The sequence below is a fragment of the Paraburkholderia sp. genome, from assembly GCF_047605525.1.
GTDB lineage: Bacteria > Pseudomonadota > Gammaproteobacteria > Burkholderiales > Burkholderiaceae > Paraburkholderia.
Genome location: NZ_JASGFN010000010.1, coordinates 99,000 through 116,880, shown reverse-complemented (window position 1 = coordinate 116,880; position 17,881 = coordinate 99,000). Strand labels below are relative to the sequence as shown.

Below are 17,881 nucleotides of genomic sequence, written 5' to 3'. Positions count from 1 at the left end.
CGCGTCACTTCGTGATGAACAGTTCCTTGCGCCAGCGGTCCTTGTGAATGCCTATCACGTCCATCTGGTCGACGTAATAGAGAATCTTGCCTTCCAGCGTGGCGGGGAACTTCGGCGCCTGAGGCGAGTGCGTGAGCAGCACGTGCACGACTTCGTCAGGAATGCCGTTGCGCAGCGCCAGATGCGCGGCCCAGAAGGCATGCGGATACTGCCTGCCGATATCGGTTGCGACGACCTTGCCTTCCGCATTGGGCGCGAACTCGACGACCTTGCTCGCATCCTGTAGCACGGCTGCCGCAATCAGATAATCGCGATTCACCTTCAGGCCATGATGACGCTCGAACAGATCGGCCACCGCGATCGCCATTTCGAGCACGCACTGGTTGTGCGGCAACGTCGGATAGGGAATTTCGGTCGACGTCGGCACTTCCGCGATGCGCTTCCACGGGCTCATGTCCCAGAGCGTTTCCCAGGTGGAAATGACGGCTTCACGCAGCGTCGCATCGCCGATATCGGCGACCTGCGGAAACATTGCCATCACGTCGATCGGCTCTTTTGACGGGCTTGTAGTCTGTTCCATGGCGTCCTCTTCGGTTGGATTCCGATTGGCTGCTGGTTTGGCTCAAGTTGATTCGTGCCAGACGCGAGCGCGGTTGACCGGGTGCTTGACCGTGTGCCGCGAGGCAGAGACAGTACTTTCCGCGTGAAGAGAACATTGGCGGAAATGAAGTGCGTGAATGAAATGCAGACGTAAAGTAGAAATCGCGGTGCGCGTGAGATGCGCTGGATCTGCGTTCATGGGGCTCGGTCTACGGGGTTTTGTCCGGTCATGCGCGCTCTCCTGCAGCGCGGTGCAGCATTCAATATAGAGCAAGCCCGCGCGGCGCGGAAATATCAAAACGATGAGATGGACATAGGTGAATCCTATGATGCTTCGGCACTATTGCGGCAGCGCGAGACCATATTGATCGTGCTGCTCGATAAACTTTGCGAGCAGTGTCCGGATCTGCATGTCGACGACACGAATGCCGTGCGTGACAGGACGATGAACCGCGGTGGCCAGCATCAGCCGCGTGGCAAGACGCGGCTCCGTCAGCGCATGCGCGCGCAGCGTGCCCGCGGCCAGCTCATCGAGTATCGCGGGTCTCGCGAGCACCGTACAGGCGAGCCCGGCGACCACGATCTCCTTGAGCAGGTCGAGTGTGTCGACTTCATACTGCACGTCGAGCGTCAGTCCCTCCCTGCTTGCCGCGGATTCGAGCGTCCGGCGCAGACCGTGATTGCGTGTCGGTAAAACCAGTGGCACGCGCGCGAGACTGGACGACCCGTTGCACAAGCCGCTGGACAACGCCGCTTCGCCCGGCCCCGCGAATTGGGGCGCGGCAGCCGGAGTGACGAGAAACAGCTCGGCGACCGCCAGCGGATCGACGGCAATGGTGGATGAACGGCGCGCATCGTGCAGGATCGCCATATCGAGGCGCCCGTCGATCAGCCATTCGTGTACATAGCCGCTATATCCCGACACGACGTTCAACTGCAGATTGGGGTGCGTCTTGCGCAGCCCGGCAATCAGCTCCAGGCCGATCAGATTGCACACCGTCGGCGTCAGACCCAGGGTGACGATGCCGTGCGGCGAGTCGCGTTCGGCTTGCAGATCGGCGGGAATCGCAGTGAGCTGACGCACCAGAGGACCCGCGCGTTCGATCAGCGCAAGACCCTCGGGTGTCAGCGAGATGCCGCGTCCGTGACGATAGAGCAGGCGCAGCCCGCATTCCTCCTCGAGTTTCTGGATCTGCCGGCCCAGTGCGGGCTGCGCGATGCCGAGTACCGTGGCCGCTTTCGAAAAACTGCCGAATGACGATACCTGCATCAGCAATTCGAGTCGTCTCAGATCCATTGCGCCACTCCCGCTTTTCCCGGCATAGCTGCTATGCCGGACAGATCCATTGTGATGCGCGCGAGAACTTTTGATAATGGTGCTCCATTCAGCGCATCCAGCGGTATTCGTCGCGACAGGTCATGACTGATGTTGCCGTGATGTTGCCATTCCCGGCCCGCACGCAAGGAGCTATCGATGAGCGCGCACCGAGCATTCCCGATTCCCGCGACGCTGATACCCGGCGACGGCATCGGCCCGGAGGTGACCGCCGCAACGCTCAAGGTGCTCGACGCATTGGGCGCGCCGTTCGCATGGGACATTCAGCACGCAGGCATGACGGGCATCGAACGCTGCGGCGACGCATTGCCGCAGACGACGCTCGCCAGCATTCGCAACACGCATCTCGCGCTGAAAGGTCCGTTGACGACACCCATAGGCGGCGGATTCCGCTCCGCCAATGTGAGGCTGCGCGAGGCATTCGCGCTGTACGCCAACTTGCGTCCGGTCCACACGATCGTGCCGGGCCGCTACGAGAACATCGATATCGTGCTCGTGCGCGAGAACCTCGGCGGTCTCTATGTCGCGCATGAACATTACATTCCGCTTGGCGACGATCCGCATGGCGTGGCCGTGCTGACAGGTATGAACACGCGCGAAGGGTGCCGGCGTATCGCCCGTTACGCATTCGATTACGCGGTCAGGAACGGACGGAAAAAGATCACGGTGGTTCACAAGGCCAATGTGCTCAAGGCGTTGACCGGTATTTTTCTGGAGACGGCGCATGAAGTCGCGCGCGATTACGAAGGCAAGGTCGCGATCGACGATCGCATCGTCGATGCATGCGCGATGCAACTCGTACTGAATCCGTGGCAATTCGACATGCTGCTGTGCACGAATCTGTTCGGCGATATTCTCTCGGACGAACTGGCCGGGCTGGTCGGCGGGCTCGGTCTCGCGCCCGGCGCGAATCTCGGTGCCGACGCGGCGATCTTCGAGGCGGTACACGGATCGGCACCGGACATCGCCGGGCGCGGCATCGCCAATCCGGTGTCGCAGATGCTGGCCGCGGGGCTGATGCTCGAACATGTCGGCGCGGGCGAACTCGCGCGGCAACTCGAGCGCGCGATCCGGCAAACACTCAACGACGACAACGTGCGCACGCCGGATCTCGGTGGACATGCGTCGACGGCTACGTTCACGGACGCGCTGGTAGCGCGGCTTGGCTGAACGCTTCGCCGTCGCGCGGCGCAGCCGGCCGGCAGCCGGCGGCGTTTCAATGCTTGACCTCGAGATCTTCCAGACTGATGTTGGTCGTATCGACGGCGACGATCGCGGCCACCAGCGCGCACGCAAACCACGCGGCCGCGCCGATCGCGATCAGCCACGCATGGCCCGCGCCGAGGCCGAGCAGCAGCGCCGCGACGAGCGGCGCGAAAAAGCCGCCGAGCCGGCTCAACGCGAAGCTGATACCGGCGCCACGCGCCCGGATGCCGGTCGGATAGATTTCGGCTTCGTACGTGTGCAGCAGCGGTCCGTTGATAAAGATCATCGCCTCGGTCAGAAAGCCGAACAGCACGATCAGGAAGGTCGTGTTCGCGAGCAGAAAGCCGAGTCCGAATATCATGTTCAGCACGTACGCGAACGCCATCCCCCATTTGCGCTGGATTTTTTCCGTGATGTAGATCGAAACAAGGCTGCCGACCGGGTACGCGACCTGGATCATGGCCGTGTAGGTGAGTGCGTGCACGATCGAATAACCGCGTGAATAGAGGAAGAACGGCACGAACGTCGCGAAGCCGTATGCACCGAATCCTTGCAGCAGTTCGATGCCCCACGCGCTCATCGTGCGGCGAAGATAGGCGCGCGAGAGCAGCAGACTGACCGGCGACACGCCGCTTTCGCGTTGATATTCCGTTCTGGGTGGCGGCGGCAGCATCACGAGATGCTTCTCTTTCATCACGCGGCGCTCGATCCTGTTCATCACGTCGTCGGCTTCGTCGCTTCGGCCCACGCGCTCGAGCCAGCGCGGCGATTCGGGTAAGCCGAGCCGCAGCAGCAGCGATGAAAATCCGCCCACTGCCGCGAGCAGCAGCGCGATACGGAATCCCGGCAGCGGCAGGTCGTTCAACGGCACCAGCAGCATCGACGCGAAGCCACCCACCGTGCCGCCGCAAAAGCCGATCGTCAATGCAAAGCTCGACATCTTGCCGCGTACCCGCGCGGGCGACAGCTCCTGCACGTAGGTCGTCGATAGCGGCAGTTCCGCGCCGGTGCCGAGGCCGGCGATAAACAGCGCGATCAGCAAGACCGTCGCATTCGGCGAGAACGCGGCGATCAACGCGCCGGTCGCGAGAACGCACAGGTCGAGCGTGAACGCGCCGCGCCGGCCGATCCGGTCGGCCACCGTGCTCAGGCCGACCGCGCCGACAAACGTGCCGAAGAAAAGCGCAAGCGGCAATGCGGTAGCGAAATGCGGTTGCCCGAGATAGGCGAAGAAATGCGCCGAAATGGGCCCGACTGAAAACAGCATGTACGAGTCCCAGAACGTGCCGAGCGAAATCAGCAGGATCGACCACAGCAGATATTTCGAAACGGGCAGGCGCTCGATTCGCGCCGCGATCGGAATGTGCAGGTTGGTTGTCATGGTGTTTCCTTGTGTCCGTCGGGAGCGCGCGCGTTCATCCCGCGCATCTGTCGCGCGCCCAGGCGGAGAAAATCGGAGAGAGTCCACGGCTCGCACCGGATGCGCGGTGAGCGTCAGAACTTGTGGCGAAAGCCGAGCGACACCACCGTCTGGTTGTTGCTCGCCGACGGCGTCACCTGGTTGATCGCGGCGACCGCCGGTTTGCCGGTCGAGTCCACGCCCAATGCATGTTGATAGACGCCGACCAGATAGACATCGGTTCGCTTCGACAGGAAGTAGTCGAGGCCGACCGTGCCCTGGTGATATTGCGCGGCGTCTTCACCGTTCACCGAATTGCCGCGCGTGTAGTTGTATTCGAGGCCGAACAGCAGACTCGCGAGCAACTGGTACTTGAGGCTGACTTCGACGTTGTTGAAGCTCACGTTGCCGGTGAGCCCGCGCGGATTGGGACCGCTTTGCGCGGTGTTGCCGAGCCCGATGAACCTGATGTTCGAATAGGTCGCGCCGAGCGTGGCGGCGCCGATCGTGTAATTGGCGCCCGCGCCGATCACCTGATACGTATTAGCGGACGCGTAGCCGCTGTAGACCGGGCTCGTGATCGAGTTGGCGGCCGGCGTCGCGGTGCCGCTCGTGCTGTTGCCGAAGAAGCTGACGTTGGGGTTGCGCACGTTCAGATAAGCGGCACCGAGCACCAGCGGGCCGTTCGTATAGCCGGCGCCGAGCGACCACACCTGGTTGCGCGTGACGTTGCCCGCCATGCCGCCAAAACTGTACAGGCCGCCGAACGTGATGCCGTCGTAGTTCACGCTCGCGTACTTGACCGAATTGTTGGTGCGCTGCGTGTTGTCGAAGTTGTCGAGATCGCCGGGGTGCGAGCCGATCGTGCCGCCCCATTGATCGCCGACCGTCAGCGGGCCGATATAGTCGACCACCGAATCGTATTGCCGCCCGAGCGTGACCGTGCCGAGGCTTCTGGATGACAAACCGGCGTACGCTTGCCGGCCGAACAACAGGCCACCCTGGCCGAGCTTGCCGGTGCCGAGATCGAAGCCGTTTTCCAGTCTGAAGATCGCGCTCGTGCCGCCGCCCAGATCTTCCGTTCCGCGCAAGCCCCAACGGCTGCCGCCCTGTGCCGCCGTGGTCAGGTTGTACAACTGCTTGCCGCCGGCGTTGCTGTTGTATTCGGGGCCTTCGTCGATCATGCCGTACAGCGTGAGGCTCGATTGCGCGAAAACGGGTGACGCGGCGGTAGCCAGCAAAGCCAGCACGCCGGCGGTCGATGTCCTTTTCATGTTGTGTCTCCTTGCGTCTGTGTATTCGTACCAGGGGGTAGTCCGGCTCCTGAGTGAGCGCCGATGGCGACGCGCCTGTCGGTCATCGCGCGGCTTCGATGCGCGACAGGACTTCGATGAAATAGGGCTGCCGCGCGGCGAGGCCGCGTTCGATCGCGGCGTCGATATCGGTGGACGCGTCGATGCGTTCGGCTTCGATACCGAATGCGCGGGCCAGCGTGACGAAATCCGGATTGACGAGCGACGTGCCGACATGCCGCCCCGGATAGGCGCGCTGCTGGTGGAGGCGAATCGATCCGTAGCAGTCGTTGTTCGAAACGATGAAGAGAATCGGCAGGCGCCGCGCGACCGCGGCGATCATTTCGTTGCCGGTCATCGCGAAGCCGCCGTCACCGACCAGACAGATCGTCTTCCGGCCCGGCAGGCGCAGTTGCGTGGCTACCGCGACGGGCGTGCCGTAACCCATCGCACCGGACAACGGCGCCATCAGACGTTGGGGAGGGCAAAAAGAAAAGTGGCGGTACACGGGGGCCGCGAACGTGCCCGCGTCGACGCAGACGACGGCATCGGCGGGCGCGTGCTTTTCTAGTGAACGGATCACGTCGGCAAATTGCACCGCGTGGCGAATGTCGTCGTCACGGGCGTGGTGCTCGTCTGCTGCGCGCGGCGGCCATTGCGCGATCCGCTGCGCGATGTTGCGCAAATGCGCCGACCAGGGCCGGGAGCGCACCGTCGAGCCGCCGAGGCTGGCCAGCGCGTCGGCCAGCGCAACCGGATCGCACACGACGCCGATATCCGGCGCGACATGAAGCCCGACCGCGTGCCCATCCGCGTGGCAATGCACGAGTGTTTGCGATGCGCGCGGCGGTTTCGGGAAACGATAGCCCTGCGTCGTAATATCGCCGAGACGGGTGCCGATCGCGACGACCAGATCGCTCGATTCGAAGGCCTCGATCTGCTCCGGCGGATTGGCGAGCCCAAGCTCGCCGGCGTAAAGCGGATGCCGGTTCGGAAAAATATCCTGACGGCGAAACGATACCGCGACGGGTACGTCGTAGGTTTGCGCGAGCCGCAGCAGCGACGCGCGTCCGTCCGGCGCATCGAACCCGCCGCCCGCGATGATCAGCGGACGCTGCGACTGGTCGAGCAAACGCGCGATGCGCCGCAGCGTTTGCGCGCCAGGCAACGTTGCGATCGCGGGCGGCACCTGCCACGCGTTCACCTCGACGCTCTGCTGCTGGATGTCTTCCGGTACGACCAGAACGACGGCGCCGGGCGTGCCGGACATCGCGATACGCAGCGCCTTGAAGGTTGCCGGCGCCAGTTGTTCCGGCTCGGTTACTTCCACGACCCATTTCGCAATCGATCCAACCATGTGCTGATAGTCGATTTCCTGAAACGCTTCCTTGCGCAAATTCGCCGTGGCGATTTGTCCGACGATCAGCAGCAGCGGAATGCCGTCCTGTTGCGCGGTGTGCAGCGCAATCGACGCGTTGGTTGCGCCGGGCCCGCGGCTCACCATCACGACACCCGGACGGCGTGTCAACCGTCCATCCGCGCAGGCCATGAAACCGGCGCCGGCTTCGTGGCGGCACGTCACGACGTCGATCCGCGGAAAGTCCGCGAGCGCATCGAGAATCCCCAGATAACTTTCACCCGGCACGAGAAAAACGCGGTCCACGCCATTGGCGGCGAGTACCGAGAGCAATGCATGGGATGACGTGCTGGCTTTACCGGGATTAAACGCGGCATTAAGCGCGGCATCACGCGCCGAATTCGTGGCCAGATTCATGAGTCGTGAAATGGAGCCGGCAAAAGAGGAAATGCGTGCATTGTTGTTTTGATTGCCGTGCAGCATCAACGGGATCGCCGGCATATCAGCTATGCCGCAATTGACGTGCTTTTCCTCGCGAATCAGTGTCTCCATGTCCTGTCGGCGCAAACGTATTTGCGCGCTTTTGAGTGATGCCAATTGAAAGACTGTAGAAGATGTGTGAGTTGCGTGGAAATACCAATTGAATGAGTCCGTCATAGGCATAACCTCTGACCGTCAGGCCCGGGATCTCGACTCATGGACACGCGTCAGCTCAGATATTTCGTTTCGATCGTCGACTGCGGCAGCATGGGAAAAGCGGCCGAAAAGCTCTATGTCGCGCAGCCTTCGCTGAGCCAGCAGATGAGCCGCCTCGAAGACGAACTCGACACGAAACTGTTGATCAGAAGCCGGCAAGGCGTGGCACCGACCGCCGCGGGACAATCGCTATACCGTCATAGCCGGCTCGTATTGCGGCAAATGGAAGAATTGCGTCAGGAAGTGAAGGAGGGCGGTATCGCGGAGAGCGGGACCGTCGCGGTGGGTTTGCCGACCACGATGGCGTCGATTCTGGCAGTACCGCTTTTCGCGCGCATTCAGGAACGTTATCCGCGCATCCGGTTACAGTTCTTTGAAAGCATGAGCGGCTTTATCAGCGAATTGCTCGCCAATCAGCGCATCGATCTCGCGATTCTGTTCCGGGACTCGGATACGCTGGGTGTCACCGCGCTACCGGTACTCGAAGAGCGGCTCTATGTATTCGGCGAGCCGGGCGGCACCGTCGATCCGCTCGCGCCAACCTGCACGCTTGCGCAACTCGGTGGGGTGAGAATCGTCGCGCCCGGCCTGTCCAACGGCCTGCGCCTGCTGCTGGAGAGAGTGTTCGCGCGCGAGAACGTCGAGCTCAACATCGTCGCCGATATCGATTCGTTGCCCACGCTGATCTCCATCGCGCAATCGGGCGCCGCGTGCACGATCCTGCCGGTGTCGGCACTCGCGCAACGTGATCCGTCGCGACGCCCGAAGGTGCGCCGGATCGTCAACCCGGAATTGCAGCGTCCCGCGAGCGTCTGCTGGTCCAGCGCGACGCCGATGAATTCCGCGACGTCCGCCGTGTGTCAGACCATCGTCGATCTGATTCACGAACTGTCCACGCAGGGTGAGTGGTCCGGCATCACGCTGCTCGATCCGGCAATGGATCATGCGCGCGTGACCCGGCACAACAGTGAAGACGCCGATCTGTTTCGCCGCATCACGCATATGCGATAGCGGTCCATCGCGGCCCGGTAAAAGCCGCGCGCCGGAACCCGCGCCGTCCTTCTCCGTATCTTCAGCTCGCCGGGATTCTCACCTCATCAGGACGCAGGCGATTTGGCATGCTTGTGATCCGCGCGCAGCTCCATCCCCGCGAGGATTTCCCGCTCGACGTCTTCCAGCGTTTTACGCCGTGTTTCCGGTCCGATCGCGAGCACCAGCAGACACAAGGTCAGCAGCACGCACGCGAGCATCACGAATACCGCAAACGATCCAAAGCCATTCAGCACGAACAATACGAAGTACGGCATGATCGCGGCCGACACGCGGCCCACGGCCGTCGATGCGCCGAAGCCGGTGCCGCGAATATCGGTCGGAAAAAGCTCCGGCAGATAGACGGCGAGCACGGTATTCGCGGTGATCTGGATGAACAGCACTTCGAGAAAGCCGGTCGAGACGAGCACCCAGGCAGGTGCGTCGAGTGCGAACGCGTAGCCGATGCCGACCGCGGCGGCGAGAAACGACGCGGCGGCCACCACGGTCCGGCGTCCGAGGCGGTCGACGAAAAAGATCGGCAGCAGCATGCCGATCGGCGCGCCCATTGCCATCACGGCGGAGTAGGTGAGCGAATGGACGATCGACTGGCCGCGATGCAGCAGCAGCGTCGGTACCCACGCGATAAAGCCGTACTGGCTGGCGAGGATCAGCGAGACGATCGCAAAGCAGAACAACGTGCGTCCCAGCCGCCGGCGGCCAAATAACGCGGTCCACGGCAACTCGTCGCGCAGCGGCGCGGAAGCGGTCGGCGCGATGCGCGGCGCCTGCGCGTCGCCGGTATTTTCGAGCCACAGCGCGTCGAGTACTTCGTGCATTTCCGTGGTGCGCCCCTGGCGTTCGAGCCAGCGCGGCGATTCGGGCAGCGCGCGGCGCAGATACCAGACGATGAGTGCCGGCACCGCGCCCACCACGAACATCGCGCGCCAGCCGACCATCGGCAGAAACCATGCGCCGACGAATGCCGAGAGCGGTTGCGCGCAATTCACCAGCAGCCCGAGCGTGACGCCCCAGCGTCCGCGGCAATACGCGGGCGTCATTTCCGCCATGATCGCGTAGCCGACCACCAGCTCGCCGCCGAGCCCGATTCCGGCGATGAAGCGCAACAGTACGACCGGTGTGAACGACGGCGCCGCGGCGGTCGCCAGCGTCGCGAGACTGAAGAGCAGCAGGTTGAACTGGTACAGCGATTTGCGTCCGAAACGATCGGCGAGCGTGCCGCTCATCACCGAGCCGATCGCGAGCCCGAGGAACGTCGCGAAGATGAACTGCGCGACGCCGCGCGTGCCGGTGAAGTTCGTGTGCACCATCGACGCGACGACGCCGGCCTGCATGAACAGCTCGAACGCGTCGATCAGCATGCCCGCGCCGAGCAGCCAGAACATCCGGCGGTGCGCCGCGCCGACGGGCATCCGCTCGATAGTTGCCTCCGCGATCGACATGGTGTCTTCCTCCAGTGATGCCCGTCCCGGTGCCGTGCCCGGTTGTTGTCGTGCGATGTGTCGCCGCTTCAGCGCCGCTCAAACCGGCCGCGTGCCGCGTATCTGCACGCGATGCATCAGGCGCCGCTGGCCCGGATAGTCGTCGAGCGCGAGATGCTGGCAGCAGCGGTTGTCCCAGAACGCGATCGATCCCGGCGCCCAGCGGAAGCGGCAGGTGAATTCGGGGCGCGTCGAGTGTTCGAACAGGAAGCGCAGGAGCGGCGTGCTTTCGGGCACCGTCATATTCTCGAAGCGTTCCGTGTGCAGCGAATTGACGAAAAGCGCCTTTTTGCCGGTGTCGGGATGCGTTCTGACGACCGGGTGCACCGCGGACATCGTCGTGTGACTGCCGTAGCCCGCACCCTGCGCGAGCACGTCCTCGGCCTCGAGCGAAGCGAGAATGTGGCCGTTCGCATGCACCGCGCGCAACCCGCCGAGCATCGCCTTCATCCCTTCGGACAACGTGTCGTAAGCCATGTACTGATTGGCGAACAGCGTGTCGCCGCCGACCGGCGGCAGGATGCGCGCCGCGAGCACCGAGCCGAGCGGCGGAATTTCCAGGTGCGTGGTGTCCGAATGCCATTCCCAGCCGAAGACGAGTGCGTCTTCCGGCTTCTTGTCGATGATCAGCAGTTCCGGCAACGAGCCCGGATGCTGCCGGTGCGGCGGCAATACCGCCAGCTCTCCGAAATAGCGGGCGAAACGCGCGAGGTCGTGGTCGGATGCATCCTGGTCGCGGAAGAAGATCACGAGGTATTCGTGATACGCGCGCCGGATCTGCGCGACCGTGTCCGGATCCAGTTCCGTTGACAGGTTGACGCCGAATATTTCGGCGCCCAGTGAACCGGCGAGCGGCCTGACGATGATGCTCGATGCCATGCGAGTTTCCTCCGCGGCAGGCGTGACGGAAAACTGCTTGCGTTCATATACATGAACGACTATTCTTATCCATGAACTCAGAATAGGTGATGCGCACACGCCGCGCAAGCACGTGTGCCGTCCGTATTTGCGCGAATGCGGGTTTTCCTTAGGCTTTTTTCGGGGGCGCAATGGCGGTTGCGAACGATCCGGACGTCAAAAGCGCGCGGCGCGTGGTCGAGATTTTCCAGTTGTTCGCGGAGCTTCGGCAGGCAGTGCCGCTCGCGTTGATCAGCAAGCGTCTCGAGTTTCCGAAGTCGAGTTGTCTCGCGTTGCTGAAAACGCTCGAATCGAACGGCTACCTGTATCGCGTGCACGATTCGGCGGACTACTACCCCACGCGCCGGATCTTCGACGAAGCGCGCATCATCATCGATAACGATCCGCTGTTGTCGCACGTGCGGCCGGTGTTGCAGGAGCTCTGCAACGAAACCGGCGAGACGGTGTTTCTTGCGACGCGCGTCGGCCATCAGTCGCATTACCTCGAAGTCGTGCAATCCGGTCAAACGCTGCGCTATGCGGCCACGGTCGGCGAAAAGCGGCCGCTTCACATCGGCGCGGCGGGACAGGCGCTGCTCGGCGCAATGGACGACGCCGCACGCGACGCGTTGATCGAAGAGCTTCGGTTCGAGCAATACGCGCCGGATACGGTGACCAGCAAGACACGCTACAAGCGGATGATCGAGCAGGGCAAGGCGCGCGGCTGGTTCGTGTCGATCGGCGGATATCAGTCGGAAGTCGCGTCGGTCGGGCACTACGTGTGGATCAACGGCGAGGCGTATGCGATCGTCGTCGGCGCGCCGACGCGGCGGGTGAAGGGCAACGAAATGTCGATCGGGCGGGCGGTCGCCAAATACTGTAAAAAGATTGCGGACCGGGCGTAGCGCGCGCCGCGCATCCCGTCGCGGCATTTCGTTGCGGCATTTCGTTGCGGGTATCAGCTTGCGCGCAGTACCGCCCACAGTTCGCCGGCCGGCAACTCGTCGAGTGCCAGCACCGCGTCGCGTATCTGTTCGGCGCGTGCGCGACTCACGCTCCAGCACGCATTGTCGAAGTACTTCGCGACGATTTCTTCATTGCTCAGCGCCCGTTCGCCGGCGCCTTTGTTGATGCGGTAATAGCGGCGATGTTGCCGCCCGTCGTCCGTATCGACGATCATCCCGCCCGAGTAGTAGGCGGGGAACGCGCTGTCCGGGTCCGCCATGCATTCCACGCGCGCCGCGAGCGCCAGGATGCGCTGGTCGGCGAGTGCGTCGGGTTCCAGCTCGGCCAGTCCGAACCGCCCGCGCACGAGCGCAGCCGCCGCCACGTATTGCGCGCTGAATTTCGCTTCGTAGTTGGTGCGCGGCTGCCTTTTCGCGTCGAGCGGTTCGGTGACGATCGGCATCACCGGTTCCGGCAGCAGCACGCGAATCCGGCTGATCCGCTCCGGATCGATCCGTGTGTCACGCGCGAGATCGGCGCCGGCTTCCGCGATCGAATGCAGGAAGTGGCACACAGGGTAGGGCTTGATCGCCATCTGCTCCGTTTCCCAGATCTCGCCGAGTCCCGCGCTCGCCATCGCGTAATCGACTTCGCCCGCATGTTGCTGCAGGTGCGAATCGAATAGTCCGTAACGTCCTTCGTACGGGCGCGACGGCGCGACGAAACCGGCCTGCGCGAGGCGCGCGGCCATGATGCCGGCCGCACCGCCCCAGCCCGGATGCAAACGCTTGGACCATGTGCCTTCCTCGAGAAACACCTGCACGCCGGCCGCCGTGCTCGCGGCAATGCCTTGCGCCGCGGCCAGTTGCGCGGCGTCGAGTCCGTACAGGCGACCCGCGATCAGCGCCGCCGCGAAATGCGACAGCACGCCGGTCGGGTGATAGCCGGCGCGATGAAAGCCGCCTTTCGCCGCCGCGCCGAGCCGCGTGGCGACTTCCATACCCACCAGATAGGCGGCGAGCGCGGCGTGTCCGCTTGCGCCGGTTTCGTGCGCGACGCCCAGCGCCGTCGGCGCGCAGAACGCGCTGGCGTGCACGATGCCTTTCATATGTGTGTCGTCGTAATCGAGTCCGTGCATCAGCGCCGCGTTGAGCAGCACCGCGTTGCGCACCGTATGGGTATCGCCGCAACCGATCACCGGACTCGTCCCGCTTTCGCCGAGCGCGCGGATGCCGCGCCGCATGACGCCGGTGAATTCGTTGCGGTGCGATGCCAGCGCGATGCCGACCGTGTCGAGAATCAGATGCTTCGCGCGCACGCGCACGCGGCGGGGTATGTCGCCGGGTTCGAGCGAATGCGCGAAGGCGGCGAGCGTTTGCGAAAGCGTGCGGCTGCCGGAGGACGTGCTGGCGGCGGTGCTGGTCATCGTGAACTCCATCGTGCGCCGGGTCGCGGCGCATGCAAGCGTGGATCGACAGGATTCACGTTATAGATCGCGTCGCACCACAAGCCAAGCAGGATCTTTCGCGCAATCCATTGCCGGCATCCGCGATAACCCGAATCTTCGTGCGCGCTTAAATCGACGTTCAGCACATCGGAATTCCGGATGCCGCGAATATCGGCGATGCTCAGGAAAACCTATGACGCGACGTTCTCGATGCGGCGCGCAACATAACATAGGAAGATTGGAGACAGACATGCTCGAAGTCCCGCTGCGAAACTGGCTCGGCGTACTGGCGTTGCTGTTCGCGTTGTTGCCGGCCGCATCGCGCGATGCGTTCGCGAGCGATCCCGCGCTGGTCGCCGCGGCGAAGAAAGAGGGCGCCCTCGTGGTGTACGGATGCGATCCGCCGCAAACCCCGGTATACCTCGAAGCATTCAAGAAGCTCTACCCGGAAATCAAGGTGAGTTCTTACGTGGCGGGCTGCTGGCAGATCTACAACCGCCATGTCGCCGAGCGCAAGGCGGGCAAGCAGGCCGCGGACGCGTTCTTCTCGCTGGAAGACGTCTTCACGCGGATGCAGAACGAGCAATTGCTCGATCCCTATCATTCGCCGGAGCTGAAGAACTTTCCCGCGGACGCCGCGCCGCCCGGAAAAGACTTTCAACGCGTGAAGACGCTGATTCTCGGCATCGCCGCAAATAAGGCCTATCTGAACGGCATGCAGCCGCCGCGGGACTGGATGGATTTCGCCAATCCGGACAAGGCGTGGCAGAACCAGATTACGTTTTACGATCCGCGTACGTCGTCGGCGGCATTCTCGCTATTGGCCACGCTGTACCAGAACTTCGGCGAACAGCGGACCGTCGCGATCTACCAGGGGCTCGTCAGGTCGGGTGCGGAACTGACGCCGACCACGCCGGCCGGTCTGGCGAAAATGCTGTCCGGCGAAAAGCCGCTGATGTTCTATGTAGTCAACAACCACTTCAGCGGCGCGGTCGCGAAGGGCGCGCCGATCGAATTCATCGTGCCGAAATCCGGCACCGTGTCGACGCCGTTTTCGGTCGCGGTGCTCGCCGGCGCGCCGCATCCCGCTGCGGCGAAGCTGTTCGTCGATTTCATGATGAGCGACGCACAGACGATCATCCAGAAGGCGAACGAGTACGCGTTGCGCAACGGCTCCACGCCGCCTCAGGGGATGCCGAAACTCGCGACGGTGAAGGTGCTGCCGCTCGATATCGACGCGGCGCTCAAGCAGCAGACGCAGTTGATCGAGCTCTGGCAGAAAGCAACCGGGATCCATTGAGAAGAGACCCTGGCCATGTCGATCGTCGTTCGCCGCCTGCAAAAATCCTATGGCACGCAGTCCGTGCTGAAATCGGTCAGCGAGAGTTTCGCCGAGGCGCGGATCTCGGTGCTGCTCGGCGCGAGCGGCTGCGGCAAGACCACCACGCTGCGCTGTATCGCGGGACTGGAGCGGCCCTCCGGCGGCGAGATCGCGATCGCCGGCAGGACCGTGTACCAGGCGACGCCGCCCATATGGATCGCGCCTGAACGCCGTCACGTGTCGATGGTGTTCCAGTCGTACGCGATCTGGCCGCATATGACGGTGTTCGAAAACGTCGCGCTGCCGCTGCGGGCGGCGGGTATCAAAGGCGAGCGGGCGCGCGACACGGTGATGGAGACATTGCGGCTCGTCGGGCTCGAAACGTTTGCGCCGCGCAGCGCGACGCAGCTATCGGGCGGCCAGCAGCAACGCGTGGCGCTCGCGCGCGCGATCGTCTCCGAGGCGCCGGTGATTCTGATGGACGAACCGCTCAGCAATCTGGACGCGAAACTGCGCGTGGAGATGCGCGTCGAAATCCGCGCGCTGCAGCGGCGCTTGGGCCGCACGATCCTGTTCGTCACGCACGATCAGGAAGAAGCGATGTCGATTGCCGATACCGTCTACCTGTATCACGCGGGCACGGTGATTCAGCGGGGCGCGCCGAAGGATCTCTACGACCGTCCCGCCACGCGTCACGCGGCGGAGTTTCTGGGGCGCGCGAACATCATCGCGGATTACCAGTGGCAAATGGGCGCGAGCGGTGCGGTGTTCGCGTTGCCGGGCGGCGTGACGTTGCCCGCGGCGCTCGCGCAGGCGCCGCACCCCGGTGAGCTGTTGTGTATCCGGCCGGAGAAGTGGCGCGTGCGCGAGGCCGGCGCCCCCCGCTCGATCGCCGGGCGCGTCGCCGAGGCGAGCTTCGTCGGCAATCGCACCGAGTACCGGATCGACACGCCGTTCGGCCAGATGAGCGCCGTGCAGCTCGACGCGGGCCCGCGCCGGCCGGGCGACATCGTCGGCATCGAGGTGGCGGCGGACGACATCCGCGTGGTAGGAGCATGACGTTGGCCGATCTGCCTCTTGCGAAGCGTCACGAGATGCAACGCCACCGGTTCATGCAGCGGTTGCCGGCCGCCGTGGCGGTCGTGCTGATCTTCTGCGCGGTCGCGGTGCTCGTGATCGCGCCGCTGTGCGCGGTGCTGTATCGCGCGGTGTTCGATGCGGATGCCGCCGCGCCGTCGCTCACGAGCCGCTACCTCGTCGAAGTGCTGGGCAGGCGGATCTACTGGGACGCGTTGTGGAACACGCTGCTGGTGTCCGGCGGCGCAGCGCTGCTCGCGACGCTGCTCGGCGTCTCGTTCGCATGGCTCTTCGAGCGCACCGACACGGGGATGCGCGGCGTGCTGCAATGGATCAGCCAGTTGCCGATCTTCATTCCGCCGTTCGTCGGCGCGGTCGCGTGGGCGCTGCTCGCCGCGCCGCGCAGCGGCGTGATGAACCATCTGCTCGCGGCGCTCGATTTGCCCGGCGTGCTGGACGTCTATACCCGCTGGGGCATGCTGATCGTGATCGGCCTGTACCTCGCGCCGTACGTGATGATGATCGTCGCGGCCGCGATGCGTAGCATGGATCCGAGCCTCGAGGAGGCCGCGCAGGTCTGCGGCCTCACGCCGTTGCAGACGATGCGCCGCATCACGATTCCGCTGCTCACGCCGGCCGTGCTGTCCGGCGCGGTGCTGTCGTTTACGATCGCGATCGGTTTGTTCGGCACGCCGGTCGTGCTCGGCTGGTCGCGGCAGATCCTGATGCTGACGTCGCGGATCTGGATCGGCTCGCAGGAAGTCCCGCCGAACTATGGCGTGATGGCCGTGCTGTCGATCTATCTGCTCGCGCTGTCGAGCTTCACCACGTGGCTGCAACGCGTGCTGGTCGGCCGGCGCGTGTATACGACCGTCAGCGGCAAGGGCTTCCGGCCGCGGCTCGTCGAACTGCGCGGCTGGCGCTGGGCGACCTGCGCGCTCGCGGCGCTCTATGTCGTCGCGACGATCCTCGCGCCGATCGCGATCCTGATCGCCGCGGCGCTGTCGCGCTACACGTGGTCCGGCTCGTACTCGCTCGCGACCGCGCTCGACTATCTGCAATCGGACGACGTGTGGTTCACGCTGCAAAACAGCGTGTTCATCTCGGTGGTGTCCGCGACCGTGGCGACGCTCGTCGGCATCGTAATCGCATGGATCGTCGTGCGCACGCGCCTGCGCGGCAGGGGGCTGCTCGAATACGTGGTGCTGTTGCCCATTTCGATGCCGGGCATCGCGTTCGGCGTCGGCATGCTGCTGTTCTGGATCAACGTGCCGCTGTCCGTCTACGGCACGACGCTGATCATCGTGTTTGCTTTCGTCGGCCGCTTTACCGCGTATGCGGTGCGCTCGGTGTCGGCGAGCCTGATCCAGGTGCATCCCGAACTCGAGGAAAGCGCGCGCGTATGCGGCTACGGGCCGTTGCGCACCTTCACGCGCATCACGTTGCCGCTGATCCGCGCGAGCGTGGTCGCGGCCTGGCTGCTGCTGTTCAGCTTCTTCATGACCGAGTTGTCGATGGTCGTGATTCTCTACACCGCGCAGGACCGCACGTTCTCCGTGCTTGCATTCGAGGCGTGGAACGTCGGCGACTTCTCGCGGCTCGCGAGTTATTCGCTGTTGCAGATGGCGGTCGGCATCGTCTTCATGGCGATTCTGAAGACCTGTTTTCGCAGCTGGAGCGCGCCGCGCTCGATGCAGGCGGTCACGCCGGGCTGAAGCAATGGATCGAAGCACTCAAGCGAAGAGCACTCAATCGAAGCAGACAGCCGTCTGCGCAA

At 63.8% G+C, this 17,881-nt stretch carries 14 protein-coding genes; 6 read left to right on the top strand and 8 right to left on the bottom strand.

The annotated features are described in order from the left end of the window. Positions 1-4: 4 nt before the first annotated feature. Positions 5-580 carry a hypothetical protein gene (locus QM685_RS16215; protein ID WP_415117386.1) on the bottom strand — a complete coding sequence of 192 codons (576 nt, stop codon included), beginning with the start codon at positions 578-580 and terminating at the stop codon, positions 5-7. Between the two features lie 360 nt (positions 581-940). Further along, a complete protein-coding gene (locus QM685_RS16210) occupies positions 941-1,897 on the bottom strand; it encodes a LysR family transcriptional regulator (protein WP_415117385.1) in 957 nt (318 codons plus the stop codon). A gap of 177 nt (positions 1,898-2,074) precedes the next feature. Here QM685_RS16210 and QM685_RS16205 point away from each other — a divergent pair, with 177 nt between their 5' ends. Then, positions 2,075-3,106, top strand: coding sequence for an isocitrate/isopropylmalate dehydrogenase family protein (locus QM685_RS16205; protein ID WP_415117384.1), 1,032 nt, complete (start codon positions 2,075-2,077; stop codon positions 3,104-3,106). A 46-nt stretch (positions 3,107-3,152) separates the two neighbouring features. Here the strand turns inward: QM685_RS16205 and QM685_RS16200 are convergent, their stop codons facing one another. The 3 genes from QM685_RS16200 to QM685_RS16190 form a co-directional block, all read right to left on the bottom strand. Beyond that, positions 3,153-4,523, bottom strand: a complete 1,371-nt coding sequence (locus QM685_RS16200; protein WP_415117383.1) for an MFS transporter — start codon at positions 4,521-4,523, stop codon at positions 3,153-3,155. A gap of 113 nt (positions 4,524-4,636) precedes the next feature. Beyond that, a complete protein-coding gene (locus tag QM685_RS16195; RefSeq protein ID WP_415117382.1) occupies positions 4,637-5,815 on the bottom strand; it encodes a porin in 1,179 nt (392 codons plus the stop codon). An 82-nt stretch (positions 5,816-5,897) separates the two neighbouring features. Beyond that, positions 5,898-7,742, bottom strand: a complete 1,845-nt coding sequence (locus QM685_RS16190) for a thiamine pyrophosphate-dependent enzyme (RefSeq protein ID WP_415117381.1) — start codon at positions 7,740-7,742, stop codon at positions 5,898-5,900. 144 nt (positions 7,743-7,886) lie between these two features. Between QM685_RS16190 and QM685_RS16185 the strand changes: the two genes are divergently transcribed. After that, complete coding sequence (locus QM685_RS16185) at positions 7,887-8,897, top strand: LysR substrate-binding domain-containing protein (RefSeq protein WP_415117380.1); 1,011 nt, start codon at positions 7,887-7,889, stop codon at positions 8,895-8,897. 86 nt (positions 8,898-8,983) lie between these two features. On the opposite strand, the gene QM685_RS16180 is transcribed toward QM685_RS16185, so the two are convergent. Both QM685_RS16180 and QM685_RS16175 read right to left on the bottom strand, forming a co-directional pair. Further along, positions 8,984-10,378 carry an MFS transporter gene (locus QM685_RS16180; RefSeq protein WP_415117379.1) on the bottom strand — a complete coding sequence of 465 codons (1,395 nt, stop codon included), beginning with the start codon at positions 10,376-10,378 and terminating at the stop codon, positions 8,984-8,986. A 78-nt stretch (positions 10,379-10,456) separates the two neighbouring features. Beyond that, a complete protein-coding gene (locus QM685_RS16175) occupies positions 10,457-11,296 on the bottom strand; it encodes a TauD/TfdA dioxygenase family protein (RefSeq protein ID WP_415117378.1) in 840 nt (279 codons plus the stop codon). Positions 11,297-11,466: 170 nt separating this feature from the next. Between QM685_RS16175 and QM685_RS16170 the strand changes: the two genes are divergently transcribed. Next, positions 11,467-12,219 carry an IclR family transcriptional regulator gene (locus QM685_RS16170; protein WP_415117377.1) on the top strand — a complete coding sequence of 251 codons (753 nt, stop codon included), beginning with the start codon at positions 11,467-11,469 and terminating at the stop codon, positions 12,217-12,219. 53 nt (positions 12,220-12,272) lie between these two features. Here QM685_RS16170 and QM685_RS16165 read toward each other — a convergent pair whose 3' ends face one another. Then, positions 12,273-13,685, bottom strand: a complete 1,413-nt coding sequence (locus tag QM685_RS16165) for an MmgE/PrpD family protein (RefSeq protein WP_415117376.1) — start codon at positions 13,683-13,685, stop codon at positions 12,273-12,275. A 271-nt stretch (positions 13,686-13,956) separates the two neighbouring features. Here QM685_RS16165 and QM685_RS16160 point away from each other — a divergent pair, with 271 nt between their 5' ends. From QM685_RS16160 to QM685_RS16150, 3 genes are read left to right on the top strand one after another with little or no spacing between them, the layout of a single operon-like run. Then, positions 13,957-15,006 carry an ABC transporter substrate-binding protein gene (locus QM685_RS16160; RefSeq protein WP_415117375.1) on the top strand — a complete coding sequence of 350 codons (1,050 nt, stop codon included), beginning with the start codon at positions 13,957-13,959 and terminating at the stop codon, positions 15,004-15,006. Positions 15,007-15,021: 15 nt separating this feature from the next. Then, positions 15,022-16,086: an ABC transporter ATP-binding protein gene (locus QM685_RS16155; protein ID WP_415117374.1), complete on the top strand. Its 1,065-nt coding sequence runs from the start codon at positions 15,022-15,024 to the stop codon at positions 16,084-16,086. A 2-nt stretch (positions 16,087-16,088) separates the two neighbouring features. Continuing rightward, positions 16,089-17,819, top strand: coding sequence for an ABC transporter permease (locus QM685_RS16150; protein WP_415117373.1), 1,731 nt, complete (start codon positions 16,089-16,091; stop codon positions 17,817-17,819). Positions 17,820-17,881 lie beyond the last annotated feature (62 nt).

Coding starts and splice junctions, on each gene's coding strand:
- QM685_RS16215 (WP_415117386.1), bottom strand. CDS start 580: ATGGAACAGACTACAAGCCCGTCAAAAGAGCCGATCGACGTGATGGCA.
- QM685_RS16210 (WP_415117385.1), bottom strand. CDS start 1,897: ATGGATCTGAGACGACTCGAATTGCTGATGCAGGTATCGTCATTCGGC.
- QM685_RS16205 (WP_415117384.1), top strand. CDS start 2,075: ATGAGCGCGCACCGAGCATTCCCGATTCCCGCGACGCTGATACCCGGC.
- QM685_RS16200 (WP_415117383.1), bottom strand. CDS start 4,523: ATGACAACCAACCTGCACATTCCGATCGCGGCGCGAATCGAGCGCCTG.
- QM685_RS16195 (WP_415117382.1), bottom strand. CDS start 5,815: ATGAAAAGGACATCGACCGCCGGCGTGCTGGCTTTGCTGGCTACCGCC.
- QM685_RS16190 (WP_415117381.1), bottom strand. CDS start 7,742: ATGGAGACACTGATTCGCGAGGAAAAGCACGTCAATTGCGGCATAGCT.
- QM685_RS16185 (WP_415117380.1), top strand. CDS start 7,887: ATGGACACGCGTCAGCTCAGATATTTCGTTTCGATCGTCGACTGCGGC.
- QM685_RS16180 (WP_415117379.1), bottom strand. CDS start 10,378: ATGTCGATCGCGGAGGCAACTATCGAGCGGATGCCCGTCGGCGCGGCG.
- QM685_RS16175 (WP_415117378.1), bottom strand. CDS start 11,296: ATGGCATCGAGCATCATCGTCAGGCCGCTCGCCGGTTCACTGGGCGCC.
- QM685_RS16170 (WP_415117377.1), top strand. CDS start 11,467: ATGGCGGTTGCGAACGATCCGGACGTCAAAAGCGCGCGGCGCGTGGTC.
- QM685_RS16165 (WP_415117376.1), bottom strand. CDS start 13,685: ATGACCAGCACCGCCGCCAGCACGTCCTCCGGCAGCCGCACGCTTTCG.
- QM685_RS16160 (WP_415117375.1), top strand. CDS start 13,957: ATGCTCGAAGTCCCGCTGCGAAACTGGCTCGGCGTACTGGCGTTGCTG.
- QM685_RS16155 (WP_415117374.1), top strand. CDS start 15,022: ATGTCGATCGTCGTTCGCCGCCTGCAAAAATCCTATGGCACGCAGTCC.